The organism is Oceanimonas aquatica, assembly GCF_030732065.1.
Taxonomy (GTDB): Bacteria; Pseudomonadota; Gammaproteobacteria; order Enterobacterales; family Aeromonadaceae; genus Oceanimonas.
Genome location: NZ_JAVBHX010000001.1, coordinates 406,329 through 419,764, shown reverse-complemented (window position 1 = coordinate 419,764; position 13,436 = coordinate 406,329). Strand labels below are relative to the sequence as shown.

14 protein-coding genes are annotated in these 13,436 nt (G+C 57.5%); 1 reads left to right on the top strand and 13 read right to left on the bottom strand.

Annotated features, from left to right (window positions below; genetic code table 11):
• Positions 1-2 precede the first annotated feature (2 nt).
• From Q9290_RS01955 to Q9290_RS01930, 6 genes are all read right to left on the bottom strand, one after another.
• Positions 3-1,238, bottom strand: coding sequence for an AAA family ATPase (locus Q9290_RS01955; protein ID WP_306077947.1), 1,236 nt, complete (start codon positions 1,236-1,238; stop codon positions 3-5).
• A gap of 31 nt (positions 1,239-1,269) precedes the next feature.
• Complete coding sequence (locus tag Q9290_RS01950) at positions 1,270-1,788, bottom strand: A24 family peptidase (protein WP_306077946.1); 519 nt, start codon at positions 1,786-1,788, stop codon at positions 1,270-1,272.
• Between the two features lie 84 nt (positions 1,789-1,872).
• Positions 1,873-2,058, bottom strand: a complete 186-nt coding sequence (locus Q9290_RS01945; protein ID WP_306077945.1) for a Flp family type IVb pilin — start codon at positions 2,056-2,058, stop codon at positions 1,873-1,875.
• 408 nt (positions 2,059-2,466) lie between these two features.
• On the bottom strand, positions 2,467-3,906 hold the full coding sequence (locus Q9290_RS01940) for an O-antigen ligase family protein (protein WP_306077944.1): 1,440 nt from the start codon (positions 3,904-3,906) through the stop codon (positions 2,467-2,469).
• A gap of 44 nt (positions 3,907-3,950) precedes the next feature.
• Entirely contained in the window at positions 3,951-5,264 is a 1,314-nt protein-coding gene (locus Q9290_RS01935; protein WP_306077943.1) for a L,D-transpeptidase family protein, read from the bottom strand.
• Positions 5,265-5,313: 49 nt separating this feature from the next.
• Positions 5,314-5,658 (bottom strand): hypothetical protein, encoded by a 345-nt coding sequence (locus Q9290_RS01930; RefSeq protein WP_306077942.1) that lies wholly within the window; start codon positions 5,656-5,658, stop codon positions 5,314-5,316.
• A gap of 113 nt (positions 5,659-5,771) precedes the next feature.
• Here Q9290_RS01930 and asnS point away from each other — a divergent pair, with 113 nt between their 5' ends.
• Positions 5,772-7,172, top strand: coding sequence for an asparagine--tRNA ligase (asnS, locus tag Q9290_RS01925; RefSeq protein ID WP_306077941.1), 1,401 nt, complete (start codon positions 5,772-5,774; stop codon positions 7,170-7,172).
• 208 nt (positions 7,173-7,380) lie between these two features.
• Here the strand turns inward: asnS and Q9290_RS01920 are convergent, their stop codons facing one another.
• From Q9290_RS01920 to Q9290_RS01890, 7 genes are all read right to left on the bottom strand, one after another.
• Entirely contained in the window at positions 7,381-8,673 is a 1,293-nt protein-coding gene (locus Q9290_RS01920) for an NCS2 family permease (RefSeq protein ID WP_306077940.1), read from the bottom strand.
• 220 nt (positions 8,674-8,893) lie between these two features.
• Positions 8,894-9,445 carry a HupE/UreJ family protein gene (locus Q9290_RS01915; protein ID WP_306077939.1) on the bottom strand — a complete coding sequence of 184 codons (552 nt, stop codon included), beginning with the start codon at positions 9,443-9,445 and terminating at the stop codon, positions 8,894-8,896.
• A complete protein-coding gene (ureG, locus tag Q9290_RS01910; RefSeq protein WP_306077938.1) occupies positions 9,442-10,089 on the bottom strand; it encodes an urease accessory protein UreG in 648 nt (215 codons plus the stop codon). Before ureG ends, Q9290_RS01915 begins: the two co-directional genes overlap by 4 nt.
• Positions 10,090-10,093: 4 nt before the next feature.
• Positions 10,094-10,756: an urease accessory protein UreF gene (locus Q9290_RS01905; RefSeq protein WP_306077937.1), complete on the bottom strand. Its 663-nt coding sequence runs from the start codon at positions 10,754-10,756 to the stop codon at positions 10,094-10,096.
• Positions 10,746-11,186, bottom strand: coding sequence for an urease accessory protein UreE (ureE, locus tag Q9290_RS01900; RefSeq protein WP_306077936.1), 441 nt, complete (start codon positions 11,184-11,186; stop codon positions 10,746-10,748). The genes Q9290_RS01905 and ureE overlap by 11 nt, the downstream gene beginning before the upstream one ends.
• 225 nt (positions 11,187-11,411) lie before the next feature.
• Complete coding sequence (ureC, locus tag Q9290_RS01895) at positions 11,412-13,118, bottom strand: urease subunit alpha (protein WP_306077935.1); 1,707 nt, start codon at positions 13,116-13,118, stop codon at positions 11,412-11,414.
• The gene (locus tag Q9290_RS01890; RefSeq protein ID WP_306077934.1) at positions 13,115-13,435 is read right to left on the bottom strand and encodes an urease subunit beta; all 321 of its coding nucleotides are present in this window, start codon (positions 13,433-13,435) and stop codon (positions 13,115-13,117) included. The genes ureC and Q9290_RS01890 overlap by 4 nt, the downstream gene beginning before the upstream one ends.
• Position 13,436 lies beyond the last annotated feature (1 nt).

The window sequence follows — 13,436 nt, the reverse complement described above, 5'->3', positions numbered from 1 at the left end:
AGTCAGTGTACGCAGTACATGTTCCAGGCCTTGTTTAAAACTTGTTCAGTCAGTTCTTCGCCGGCTTGGCCGTTGAAATGCATAATGTCCCGAGCAATACCCAGAATATCCCTTGGGTAACAGGCAATCAGCGGCTTCTTACTGCCTTTGTGCAACTTATCTACCATAAAGCGGAATAATGTTTCAGTGGCGGACAACTGATATTTTTCCAGATTCATGTTCCAGATTTTTCGATACAGATCTTCCGGCATGGCCTGCAATTGCAACTTGTAACCCAAGCGGCGCAAAAAGGCCTCGTCGGCAATGGTTTCCGGGTCCAGGTTGGTGGAAAACACCAGTATCTGCTCAAAGGGAATATCAAAGTGCAGGCCGTTGGGCAATGATAAGAAATCCCGCTTTTCTTCCATGGGAACAATCCAGCGGTTAAAGAGTTCGTCGGCAGAGAACCCCTGGCGACCCAAATCGTCGATTAAAAATACGCCGTTGTTGGCCTTCATTTGCAAGGGGGCACTGTATTGGCGGGACTGCCGGTCAAAATGCACCTCCAGCATATCCAGCTTGAGTTCGCCGCCTACCATCACCAAGGGACGCTGGCAAGGTATATAGCGTGCATCAAGATCCTCGTCGTTATTTTCAACCCGCCAGTGATAGAGGGGATCAAACAGCGGAATAATGGTGTTCTGCACCGCAATGGCATGAGGCACATAAATATGTTCGTCAAAGACCTTGTTAAAACGATGGCATAAAAAGCTTTTACCGGTGCCGGCATGACCATAAATCAGCAGAGGACGACGGGAGTTAAGGGCCGGGCCCAGTACGTTCACCAGCTCTGAACTGATAACCATATCGGCAAGTGCTGCTTCAAGCTGCTCCCGGCGAATACTGCGCTCGCCAAGCGACTGAGCCAGTACCAGGCGATTGTAGTCTTCAAGGGGTATGGGTGCCGGACCTATGTAACCGTCCCGCTCATTCAGCACCTGTGCTTCATACTGACCTTTTTGAGTGAGGGCAAATCGAATGGGTTCGTCCATGCGGCCAGAGGCTCGCACTTCTACCAATTGCAGGGTTTTAAGCTCCTGCAGCAGAGGATCCACAACGCTGCCGCGCAGGCAAAGACGCTCTGCCAACATGGGCAAAGACAGCGTCGCCTCTTCCTGCAAATGGCGCAGGCAGAGGCGAAAAAGCAGCTCTTTCGAAAGGCCGGTATCGGCCAGGGTTTTGGGTTTGGGCAGGTACATCCGTGTTACCTCCTTCCTTGGGTGCCGATAACTAGGATATTAATGTAAACAGTTGAAATTTATTGAGAGCTACAGCCAAAGCTGCCCCCAGTGCCAAAGCTGGGCCATAAGGCACCTTTAAGCCGGCAAGCTCACCTTCTACCGGAGCCATGTAGCGACGGGTACCAATTATCATGCCGTAGCGGCTGAAGGTAGCCTTGAACCCTTGCCAGCCTACCCGACGCCAGGCTAGCACAATGACCAAAGGTAGCCCAATAATAAGAGCGTAAAGCAATGCTTCCAGAAACAACTGCCAGCCAGTAAAGGTGGCAATGGCCATACCCAGCTTGACATCTCCACCAGCCAATAGACGAGTTACAAACATGGGGAACAATAAAATAAAGGAGTAAACCAGACCGGACAAGGAAAAAACCAAGCCTTCACCGATCACAACATGAAACATTAATGCCAGAGGAATAAAAGTCAGCGTCAACCAGTTGGGGATCTTGTGACGCGCCAGATCCATCCAGCCAGCCACAATCAAGAAAATTAACAATGGTAGCTGTTCCATAGCATCACCATCATATTAAAAAGGGCAAAACATTGCCCTTTTCAAGTTAAGAATCAAGCAAAAACCTAATTTACAATTAAGCAATTAAGTGCCGGAACCTGAAGAAACAATATCCGCAAGCGATTGAATTCTATTAGCAACAGCCTGACCCAAGTTTGTAAATGACAAAACCACAACAGAAGCAACCAAAGCACCGGCAATAGCGTATTCGACGGTAGTCAGACCTTCCTCGTCATTTACCAGTCGCAACAGTTCTTTTGCAATAAACATAAGAAAATCCTCTTTTCTTGCTTTTGTCTGACAGATCCACGAATTGGAGAGCCATCAATCTGATAAAACATTCCAACTAACTTTAGCATTCAGCACTGGTTGTGCCTATAGATGTCATATAGTCGCGCCGCCTCCTTTCTGCTCGATTATATGTTTCCGATACTTACCGGGCCTTAAGCAATTTGCTTACTATTATTTATAGTCCACTTCGCCGATGCTGTAAGATGTTTTTCAGTTCAATTTAACGAAGGGTCACTGGCTGTTCACAGCTCAATACCCCTATTTTTTCGAACAACAGATATTGCTCGGCAAATTTAGTGATCAATCTTGACACAGACAACTGAAGGCAAGGCTCAGCAGCACCTGTGTACGCACAGCACACTTGGCAAAAATGCTGGGCATCTCCGGTCAATCGCTGATGATACCATTCACCCAAAAGCGAGGGTGGTTCAGTGGTCGGGAGCGCTCCGTGATCTCTCTCCCCTGTTTCTTTTGTGCTGCCTCTTCTGCCTGGAGCCTTCGTATCTCAAGGGGAATCTCCTTGCTGCTCCAGGCATACGCTCCAAGAACCATCACTGCACATATGCCAGACAGCACAAACATCTGGACTATGTAAGGCTTGCCTGCCGACCTAATGGGGTTAAAGCTTCTATATAATCCAATTGCCAGCCCTAACACCAAGACCAGCATCAGTTGACTCATTGGCATTACAATAATTCCACTTACCAAAGAGTGTACTGCAGCTGTTGTCATTGACGCCGTTAGCGCTACAAGCCAGGGGGAATCTTCATGGTTGGGAGCTGCATTATAACTTCTGGCCCAAATGAACCAGCGATAAAAACCCCAAAGCAAAAGCATACACAGTAGCAAGGTTGCGGGAACACCCCACTCGGCAGCCATTTGCAACACGGCATTGTGAGGGTGTGTTGCAATTTCAGTCGGCCCCGTAGCGAGCTGCATGGGACCTATTCCAAGCCATGGGCTGCTTTCAACGTAGCCAATTGCATCTGCCCAAAGAACATCTCTGCGAGAAAGTCCTGATGAAGTCAGCCTGGTCGTTTCAGCAACAAGCGCGGGTGTTTTAAACAGCAACCAAGCTATTAATGCCCCCAGAAAGGAGAGCAACAGTGTTAAAGATGCATAGCGCCTTCCGTTTTTACCCATGAACAAAGCAACCAACAATGTGGAAGCGATAAGCCCAACCATAACTCCTCTACCCTGAGTCTGCCAAATCAGTGCCCAGTGCATAACTGCGCCAAATGAAACCAAGCACTCCCAGGTATTTCGTGATAACCACGGAGGGCTTTTCATCAACAACAAACCCGTTAAAACAGGTAAAAACCAGCCTTGGTACTGATTCAAGAACCGTGGGTTTGCAAATCCGTGCATAGGTTGGTAGCCCGTCATTCCGCCGGCATTCGAAAGAAGATGGTAACTATAGGCAACCGTAAGTAATGAATAGACCAAAGCCCCCAACAACCAGGCTGGTTTTACCCAAGACTCAAGCGCCACAGGATATCTGTTATAAGCTCTGGCCACACTATCTGCACCTGCGACAAGAGCTATCATCATGCCGACCTCTGTCCACTGATGGATAAAGCCACCGTTGATATATGCAGACAGTATTCCCAAAGCTGCACATGTAAACAATATCAGACATGGTAAACCCGAGAGTGCATTTCGAGCGGGAAACCTGGTGACTGCAAGCAGCAATACTGAAAATAATAAAATCTGTAAAACGCGATGATAATCGTAACTGGCTAAATCCGTGATTAAATACAAGCTTGGGGCCAGCATTATGGCCAATAACATAAACGCAAAAGTTCCGCCCATCATTTTATTAAGCATGTGCGGCACCTCCCTGTTGATGACATATACTCGAAGGCGACGAATCAGGCATTTTTGCCATACACATCTCTCGCAAACACCAGGCTGCCACCCTCGCTCCAGGCGGTAAAATACACCATGTACACCGGCAGGCGCTCGGGGGGTGGCAGCAGCTGAGTGCGCTCGTGTTCAGGGATTTGCCAACCCAGACCATTGGCCAGGGCCGCAGGCTCGGCCAGGCGCACGCAGCCGTGGCTGAGCGCCCGCTTGTCTCGCCCGAACAGGGATTTATCGGGGGTGTCGTGCAGATACACGCTGTGGCGGTTGCGCATTTCAAACTTGACCCGCCCAAGAGCATTGGTGGGGCCGGGCTGCTGCACCAGGCGCAGACCCGGTGGCGGGCTGTGCCAGTTTATGCTGGAAGGCGGCACCGGTGTGCTTTGCCCGGGCAGCCAGGCAGTGAAGCCATTGCGGTCGAGGTAACCGGCATCCCGCTTCTGGGCCGGCAGTAAGTCTTCCCGCAAAATATTTGCAGTGGGGGTCCAGTCAGGGTTCACCTTGAGGGCATCAATGTGGGTGGCAAGCTCGGGCGTCGGCCAGTCGGGCCGGCCCACGATGACCTTCATGGCAAGCTTAGGCCGGCCTTCCCTAACCAGTGTGAGACGATAAGAAGGAATATTGATCAGCACATAATCACTGGTGGCCGGGGGCAGGCGCAGCCAGCGGTGCAGATTGGCTTTAATCTCGGCTCGAAGCTCGACGGGCGAGCGGTTAACCAGTGCCCGGGTAGCCTGGTTCAGGCCACCGGTTACCTTGAGGCCGCCGGCCCGTTGCAAAGCGGAAAGGGTCTCGCTCAGGGGAGGATCCAGCACATCGGCCCGGCTTACCGGCGCCGGCACTTGCTGGCCCAGCTCGGCCAACCGCTGGCGCAATGCCGGAATGGCCGCGTCCCGCTCACCGGGGCGCACCTCAGGGCCGGAAGGTAACAAGGTGTAATGGGTAACGCCGGCCAGGCGCTGGTAATGACGCTGCAGCTCGCGGTAACCGTTGTAGTCGGGTGCCTGTCCGGCCATGTAAGCAGCAAGCGTTTGCTGCTTAATGGCCTGTTCAAGCCCCTCGGTGCGCCAGTGCACCGGCAGGGTATATTGAGCAAAGCGTTCCCGCCCCTTCAGCACCCGGCGCCATTCTTTTGTGAGCCACGCATCCCGCCTTTCTGCACTCATGGCGGCAAAGTCGCGCTCATCGGGCAGCAGCAGCTGTTTCAGCTGCCGACCAGCCTCGTTCAGTTCATCATCGGTGTGCCAGAGCGGCTGGGCCATGGCTGGTCCGCTAAGCAGCAGGGCCGCTGCCAGCACAATTCGAAGCAGAACACTTGTCATAACTTCCCCTCCCTGGGTCATTAGCAACAAGTATGGTCAACTTTTCAGTCTAGGCGGGATAAAAGTAAAACAACAACAGGGTAAGAGAGGCCGCGACCGCCAGCATCACCAGATAGGCCTTGAGATACTGGCTGTGGCGCCGGCCCTTGAGGTGCACCAGGGTAAAGGTGGTCACCGCCAGACCCAGCGCGCCCCAGATGCCAAGGTGAAACCAGAGCGTAGGCAGAGTGAGCCAGCCGGTGCGCACTTCCACCTCAAGGTAGCGCAAATAGCCGTATTGCTGCTCGGGCCGGCCGTAGTGAAACAGGATCAACAGCAGAATATAGAGCGTCCAGCCACCGCCGGTGAGGGCCGCAAGCCAGGCGCCAAGCCGGTCTTTACGCTGCTTTGCCATGGCCCCTCCCCATCTTTTGCTTGAGTCCTGAAACCACACGGGTAACATTAGCTCCCTTATGTATAGTGTATCGGCCAGGGGCCGATTTAGTTCAAAGCTGGAGAGCGATTTACATGACCCACGCATCCGTAACTGATGTGCTGGCCGGCAAATATGCCGTTGGCACCCCCCTTACCGTAAAGGGGTGGATTCGCACTCGCCGTGACTCCAAGGCGGGAATTTCGTTTTTGGCCATTCACGATGGCAGCTGCTTCAATCCGGTGCAGGCCGTGGTGCCCAATAGCGTGGCGAATTATCAGTCTGAAGTGGTGCGTTTAACCACCGGCTGCTCGGTGGAAGTGACCGGCACCGTGGCCGAGTCTCAGGGTCAGGGCCAGGACTTTGAGCTGCAGGCCACCGAGGTAAAGGTAGTGGGCTGGGTAGACGACCCCGACACCTACCCCATGGCCGCCAAGCGCCATTCCATTGAATATCTGCGCGAATACGCTCACCTGCGCCCGCGCACCAACCTGATTGGCGCCGTGGCCCGGGTTCGCAACTGTCTGTCTCAGGCGCTGCACCGCTTCTTTCATGAAAACGGCTACATGTGGGTGGCCACCCCCATCGTGACCGCGTCCGATTGCGAAGGCGCCGGTGAAATGTTCCGGGTATCCACACTGGATCTCGAAAACCTGCCCCGCACCGACAAGAACGACATCGACTTTGGCGAAGACTTCTTCGGCAAGGAAGCCTTCCTCACCGTGTCCGGCCAGCTTAACGCCGAAACCTATGCCTGCGCCCTGAGCAAGGTATATACCTTTGGCCCTACCTTCCGCGCCGAAAACTCCAACACCAGCCGCCACCTGGCCGAGTTCTGGATGGTGGAGCCGGAGCTGGCCTTTGCCGATCTGGATGACGCTGCCCGCCTGGCCGAAGAGATGCTGAAATACGTGTTCAGGGCAGTACTGGAAGAGCGCATGGACGACATGACCTTCTTTGCCCAGCGCGTGGACAAAGACGCCATTACCCGGCTGCAGCAGTTTGTGGAAAAGGACTTTGCCCAGGTGGATTACACCGACGCGGTGGAGATCCTGAAGCAGTCGGGCAAAAAGTTCGAGTTCCCGGTGGAATGGGGTGTGGATCTGTCGTCCGAGCACGAGCGCTACCTGGCCGAAGAGCACTTCAAGGCCCCGGTGGTGGTAAAGAACTACCCGAAAGACATCAAGGCCTTCTACATGAAGCTGAACGCCGACGGCAAAACCGTGGCGGCCATGGACGTACTGGCCCCCGGCATTGGCGAGATCATCGGTGGTTCCCAGCGGGAAGAAGTGCTGGAAGTGCTGGACGCCCGCCTGGAAGAGATGGGCCTGAACAAGGAAGACTATGGCTGGTACCGGGATCTGCGCCGCTACGGCACCGTGCCCCACGCCGGCTTTGGTCTGGGCTTTGAGCGCCTGGTGGCCTACGTGACCGGCATGGGCAACGTACGTGACGTTATCCCCTTCCCCCGCACCCCGCGCAACGCCGACTTTTAACCTCAGCCTGTTGCAGTAAAAAGCCCCGCCATGGCGGGGCTTTTTATTAAGCAGAATCAGGCAGACACTCTGTTCAGATCGAACCCTCAAGCTCTCGCGACAGAGACTGAATCCTTGACCAGCACGCTGGGTCTGAAAAAACCTCTTGGCGTTACTTCAGGCCAAAAAATGCCGGCGCAAAGGCCGGCATCATACCAGTGCTCAGTGGTTACACCCCAAACGCAAACTTCAGCGCAAACAGCACCGCCAGGGCCCAGACCACGGGGCTCACTTCACTGGCGCGGCCGGCCAGCACCTTGACGCCCACAAAGCTGATAAAGCCAAAGGCAATGCCGTTGGCGATGGAGAAGGTGAACGGCATCATCACCAGCACCACCACGGCGGGCACGGCTTCGGTAATATCGTCCCAATGCAGGTGGGCAAGCTGGGCCAGCATCAGCACCGCCACATATACCAGGGCGCCGGCGGTGGCATAGGCCGGCACCATGCCCGCCAGCGGCGAGAACAGCAGGGCAGCAATAAACATCAGGCCGGTCACCACGGCGGTGAGGCCACTGCGCCCACCCACGGCCACACCGGCGGTGCTTTCCACGTAGGAAGTAGTGGTAGAGGTACCCAGTACCGAGCCGGCAATGGAGGCGGTACTGTCCGCCAGCAGAGCCCGGCTCAGGCGCGGCAGCCGGCCCTGCTCATCCAGCAGTTTCGCCCGCTGGGCCACGGCAATCAGGGTGCCGGAAGTGTCGAACAGGTCGACAAACAAAAAGGCAAAGATCACCGACAACATGCCCACGTTAAAGGCGCCGGCAATGTCGAGCTGCATAAAGGTGGGCATAATGGACGGCGGCACCGAGACAATGCCCTGATATTCCACATCGCCAAAGGCCAGCCCCAGGCCGGTGATCACCAGAATGCCGATCATTACCGCACCGCGCATGCCCCTGGCCGCCATGCCGATGATCAGGAAAAAGCCCAGTACCGCCAGGCCTGCCTGCAGACCGGTAATATCGCCCAGGCCCACCAGGGTGGCCGGGTTATCGACGATAATGCCGGCGCTTTTCAGGCCCACCAGTGCCAGAAACAAACCGATGCCGGCGGCAATGCCCAGCTTGAGCGGCTTCGGAATGGCGTTAATGATCCACTCCCGCACCTTGAACAGACTGAGCAGCACAAAAATACAGCCGGAGAAGAACACGGCCCCCAATGCGCTTTGCCAGCTGTAGCCTTCGGTGAGCACCACGGTATAGGTGAAGAAGGCGTTAAGGCCCATGCCCGGGGCCAGCGCAATGGGGTAGTTGGCCGCCAGGCCCATGATAAAACAGCCCACCGCCGCCGCCAGACAGGTGGCCACGAACACGGCGCCATAATCCATGCCCGCTTCCGACAAAATCGCCGGATTCACGAAGATAATGTAGGCCATGGTAAGAAAGGTGGTAATGCCCGCCAGCACTTCCTGGCGGACATTGGTGTTGAGCTCTTTGAGCCGAAAATACTGTTCAAGCATGGGGGAAATAACCCTGAAATGATGGTTTAAACCGAAATTATCGGCTCAATTGGCACTTTTGGCAACGCACAGCGGGTTGATTGACCGAGATGTCAGCATTTAACGAGAAAGCCGGTGTCATGCCGGGCCTGACCCGGCACCTTTTTACTGTTGGCACCGTGCATTCGGCCCGGGATTCCGGCTCAATGGCCGGAATAACTTCAAAAGAACCCTCTCGTTATTACATTGCCGCCAGCAAACCCGCACCGGCCACGGCAAGGCCAAATACTCTGAGCAGGGCCTCGTGCAGGTAGCGGGCGGCGAGCCAGCCGGCGGCATGCAACAGGCCGGTGGCCAGCATCATGCCCACCATAAAGATCATGGCCGAGCCGGACGCCGGCGCTTCCAGGCCGTGGGCGTTGCCATGAAACAGCCCGAACAGGGCGCACAGCAGCACCAGACCCAGGCCCGCGCCGGCCATGTTCACCGCCAGCAGCCCGCCCAATACCACCAATGACGCCAGGATCATCGGCTCCACCGCCGGCAAATCAACGCCCGCCATGCCTGCCATGGCGCCGGTAACCATGGCGGCCACAAAGGCCAGGGGCAGACGCCAGCCCGCTTGCGTCTTGCCGGCCATGGCCAGCATGCCTACCGCAAGCATGGCGAGCAGGTGATCGCCCCCCATCAGCGGGTGCAGCAGACCGGCGGCGAGCCCGTTTTCGCCGTGGCCGGGGTGAGCAAAGGCGGCAACCGGGGCCAGTGCCAGCAGGGCAGTCAGGGTTTTGTTCATACTTGTTCTCCGTTAATGGCAAAGTCGTCGGGCAGCGGGCGCAGCATGCCTTCTTTTTCAATAAAGCGAATAATGTCGAGCAGGCCGTCGCCGCGCATCAGGTTGGTAAACACAAAGGGCCGCTCGCCGCGCATACGTCTGGCGTCTCTGTCCATCACCTCCAGTGAAGCGTTGACCATGGGAGCCAGATCGGTCTTGTTGATGATCAGCAGATCCGACTTGGTAATACCGGGGCCACCCTTGCGAGGGATCTTGTCGCCGGCGCACACATCGATCACGTAAAGGGTGAGATCCGACAGCTCCGGGCTGAAGGTGGCCGACAGGTTGTCGCCGCCACTTTCCACCAGCACCAGCTCAAGCCCGGGATGGCGCTGCTGCAGGGTATCGATGGCCGCCAGGTTCATGGAGGCGTCTTCCCGAATGGCGGTGTGCGGACAACCGCCGGTTTCCACGCCCAGAATGCGGTCTTCTTCCAGGGCCTGATGGCGCAGCAGAAACTCGGCATCCTCCTTGGTGTAAATGTCGTTGGTGACCACCGCCAGACTGTAGTGCTGGCGCAGGGCCGCACACAGCTGGCGCAACAGCGCCGTCTTGCCTGAGCCTACCGGCCCACCCACGCCAACGCGCAAACATTGTGTACTCATATTTTCAGCTCCGGAATAAACGGGAATATTGGGTTTCATGCAGGGCGCTGGCCTGTACCTGACCGGGCAGGCCCAGTCCCAGCTGGTCATCGTCAAGGGTGGCGGCCAGCTTCAGTGCGTAAATCAGCTCGGGCTTCAGCGCCAGCAGCAACCGCTGCACCGAGGTCTGCCCCAGGGGCAGGGTTTTGGCGGCCACCGCCAGCTGGTTTTCCAGCCAGCTCCAGGCAAAGCCGAGGGCAGCGGTGTTTGCACCAAGGCCCCACTCACGAGCGGCCAGCGCCCATACGCTCATCAATGCCGGCGGCGCGGGCAGCATGGCCACCTCAATCCCCTGCCCTTTCAGCAGACGCACCAGCGCCAGGGCTTGCTGCTCGTCTTCAAACAACAGCTCGCGGGTTTCCCGGCTGGCACGAATAAAATCACTCCAGTAGTTCAGCGTCTCGTGCTGGCCGGCCGCCAGAGCCTGACAGGAACGCAGTAACACCGGCAGATCGAGGTGCGCCAGGCCCTGCAGCGTGGTCACCAGCCAGTCGTTAAGCTGGGCTTCGTTGCTGACCCAGCCCAGCTCAATGGCCGACTCCAGCCCGGCGGACCAGGCAAAGCCGCCAATGGGCAAGGATGGGCTGGCCAGCTGCAACAGCCCCAGCAGTTCGCCGTCAGTGCTCATGGGCATGGCCGTGGTAGGCGCCGGACTCGGGGTTGAACGGCGTCTGTTCGTGCTCAAGACGCAGGCCCAGGTGCTCGGCCAGGTGCTCCAGCACATGATCCGGCGCAAAACGCAGCCAGCGCTCGCCAATTTCCAGGGTGACGTGGCGGTTGCCCAGGTGATAACAGGCCCGGGCAAAGCTGGGCCAGTCGGGAGCATGAGCGGTGATCACCGGCTCAACCCCGGCGCGCACTTCAAACACCCGGCCGCACTCGCTTACCAGCTTGTCGCCGCCCATCAGCACTTTGCCCCGCTCCAGAAACAGGCCCAGCTCGGTACCGCCGTCACTCACGGCGCGCAGCCGGCCCTTTTGGCGCAGTTCAAAGGGCAGGGTCAGGGTGTCCTCGGCCGACTCATTCACCTGACCCAGGTTCTGGGTGACTCTTAACATCAGTTTCCTCCGGATATCAGTCATTCTGGTCGCACTTGCCTGCTTCACCTTGCTGCCAGCCCTGGATTTCCGCCTTCGCCGGAATGACGTTCCTTCGCAGGAATGGCTGCAGTATCTTCTGTCACCCCCGCGAAGGCGGGGGTCCAGTGCGGATCTGCAGACAATGCAGGGGCTTCAGGACAGTGCAGCATGTTCTGGATTCCCACTTTCGTGGGAATGACGCTCCTAAAACAGCGAATACAGCTGGGCCAGGGGTAGTACCGTGGCCGGCTCGCAGGTAAGCAGCTCGCCATCGCAGTAAACCTCGTAGGTCTGGGCGTCCACCTCTATGCTGGGCGTGGCACCGTTGTGGATCATGTCCGCCTTGGTGATATCGCGGGTGTGCTCGCAAGCCACCAGCCGGCGCTGAAGGCCCAGTTTGCCGGGCAAGTCATGGGCCAGCGCAGCTTTACTGACAAAGGTCAGGCTGCTGGCGGCGGCCGCATTGCCAAAGGCACCGTACATGGGCCGGTAGTGCACCGGCTGGGGTGTGGGAATGGAGCCATTGACGTCGCCCATGGGCGCGTAAGCAATGGTGCCGCCCTTGATGATTAAGGCGGGCTTGATGCCGAAGAACGCCGGGCTCCACAGCACCAGATCCGCCAGCTTGCCGGTTTCCACCGAGCCCACTTCATGACCCACACCGTGAGCAATGGCCGGGTTGATGGTGTATTTGGCGATATAGCGTTTCACGCGAAAATTGTCGGCACCGGCAATGGGCTCTTGCGGCAGTGGGCCGCGCTGCACCTTCATTTTGTGGGCGGTCTGCCAGGTGCGGCACACCACCTCGCCCACCCGGCCCATGGCCTGACTGTCGGACGACATCATCGAAATCACCCCCAGATCCTGCAAAATGTCTTCGGCGGCAATGGTTTCCTTGCGAATGCGCGAGTCGGCAAAGGCCACGTCTTCGGGAATGGCCGGATCCAGGTGATGGCACACCATCAGCATGTCGAGGTGCTCGTCCACGGTATTGACCGTGTAGGGCCGGGTCGGGTTGGTGGACGACGGCAGCACGTTGGGCAGACTACAGGCGGTGAGAATGTCGGGCGCATGGCCGCCACCGGCCCCTTCGGTGTGAAAGGTATGAATGGTGCGCCCCTTGAAGGCCCCCAGCGTATCTTCCACAAAGCCCGACTCGTTAAGGGTGTCGGAATGAATGGCGATCTGCACATCGTATTCTTCCGCCACCGACAAACAGCAGTCGATGGCCGCCGGGGTGGCGCCCCAGTCTTCATGAATTTTAAGCCCCATGGCGCCCGCCTCCAGCTGCTCGCGCAGGGCCTCGGGCTGGCTGGCACAGCCCTTGCCGAGAAAGCCGAAGTTCATGGGCAGGCCATCGGTGGCCTGCAACATGCGGGCAAGGTGCCACTCGCCCGGGGTGCAGGTGGTGGCCTTGGAGCCGGTGGCCGGCCCGGTGCCACCGCCGATCATGGTGGTCATGCCCGAGCACAGCGCTTCTTCCGTCTGCTGGGGGCAGATGTAATGAATATGGGTGTCCACGCCGCCGGCGGTGAGAATATGGCCTTCACCGGCAATCACTTCGGTGCCCGGGCCCACATTGATGGTAATGCCGTCCTGAATATCCGGGTTGCCGGCCTTGCCGATGGCGTGAATGCGGCCGTCCTTGAGCGCCACATCGGCCTTGACGATGCCCCAGTGATCCACGATCAGGGCATTGGTGATCACGGTATCCACGCTGTCGGCGCGTACCGCCTGGCTCTGGCCCATGCCGTCACGAATGACCTTGCCACCGCCGAACTTGACCTCCTCGCCGTAGAGAGTGAGATCCCGCTCCACGGCTATCCAGAGTTCGGTGTCGGCCAGGCGCACTCTGTCCCCGGTGGTGGGGCCAAACATATCGGCATAGGCCGCGCGGCTGATCCTGCTCATGGCTGCTTTCCTTCAAGCGGGCCCATGACATCGCCGCGAAATCCAAAGATTCGGCGTTTACCGCCCATGGCCACCAGGGTCACGGTGCGGTGCTGGCCCGGCTCAAAACGCACCGCGGTGCCGGCGGCAATATCGAGACGAAAGCCGCGAGCCTCAGCCCTATCAAAGGTCAGCGCCGGGTTGACCTCGGCAAAGTGATAATGGGAGCCCACCTGAATGGGCCGATCGCCGATATTGGCTACGGTGATCTCACGCCGCTCGCGACCGGCGTTCAGCTCAATGTCGCCGGCGGCCAGTTGCAGTTCTCCGGGGATCATG

Coding starts and splice junctions, on each gene's coding strand:
- Q9290_RS01955 (WP_306077947.1), bottom strand. CDS start 1,238: ATGTACCTGCCCAAACCCAAAACCCTGGCCGATACCGGCCTTTCGAAA.
- Q9290_RS01950 (WP_306077946.1), bottom strand. CDS start 1,788: ATGGAACAGCTACCATTGTTAATTTTCTTGATTGTGGCTGGCTGGATG.
- Q9290_RS01945 (WP_306077945.1), bottom strand. CDS start 2,058: ATGTTTATTGCAAAAGAACTGTTGCGACTGGTAAATGACGAGGAAGGT.
- Q9290_RS01940 (WP_306077944.1), bottom strand. CDS start 3,906: ATGCTTAATAAAATGATGGGCGGAACTTTTGCGTTTATGTTATTGGCC.
- Q9290_RS01935 (WP_306077943.1), bottom strand. CDS start 5,264: ATGACAAGTGTTCTGCTTCGAATTGTGCTGGCAGCGGCCCTGCTGCTT.
- Q9290_RS01930 (WP_306077942.1), bottom strand. CDS start 5,658: ATGGCAAAGCAGCGTAAAGACCGGCTTGGCGCCTGGCTTGCGGCCCTC.
- asnS (WP_306077941.1), top strand. CDS start 5,772: ATGACCCACGCATCCGTAACTGATGTGCTGGCCGGCAAATATGCCGTT.
- Q9290_RS01920 (WP_306077940.1), bottom strand. CDS start 8,673: ATGCTTGAACAGTATTTTCGGCTCAAAGAGCTCAACACCAATGTCCGC.
- Q9290_RS01915 (WP_306077939.1), bottom strand. CDS start 9,445: ATGAACAAAACCCTGACTGCCCTGCTGGCACTGGCCCCGGTTGCCGCC.
- ureG (WP_306077938.1), bottom strand. CDS start 10,089: ATGAGTACACAATGTTTGCGCGTTGGCGTGGGTGGGCCGGTAGGCTCA.
- Q9290_RS01905 (WP_306077937.1), bottom strand. CDS start 10,756: ATGAGCACTGACGGCGAACTGCTGGGGCTGTTGCAGCTGGCCAGCCCA.
- ureE (WP_306077936.1), bottom strand. CDS start 11,186: ATGTTAAGAGTCACCCAGAACCTGGGTCAGGTGAATGAGTCGGCCGAG.
- ureC (WP_306077935.1), bottom strand. CDS start 13,118: ATGAGCAGGATCAGCCGCGCGGCCTATGCCGATATGTTTGGCCCCACC.
- Q9290_RS01890 (WP_306077934.1), bottom strand. CDS start 13,435: ATGATCCCCGGAGAACTGCAACTGGCCGCCGGCGACATTGAGCTGAAC.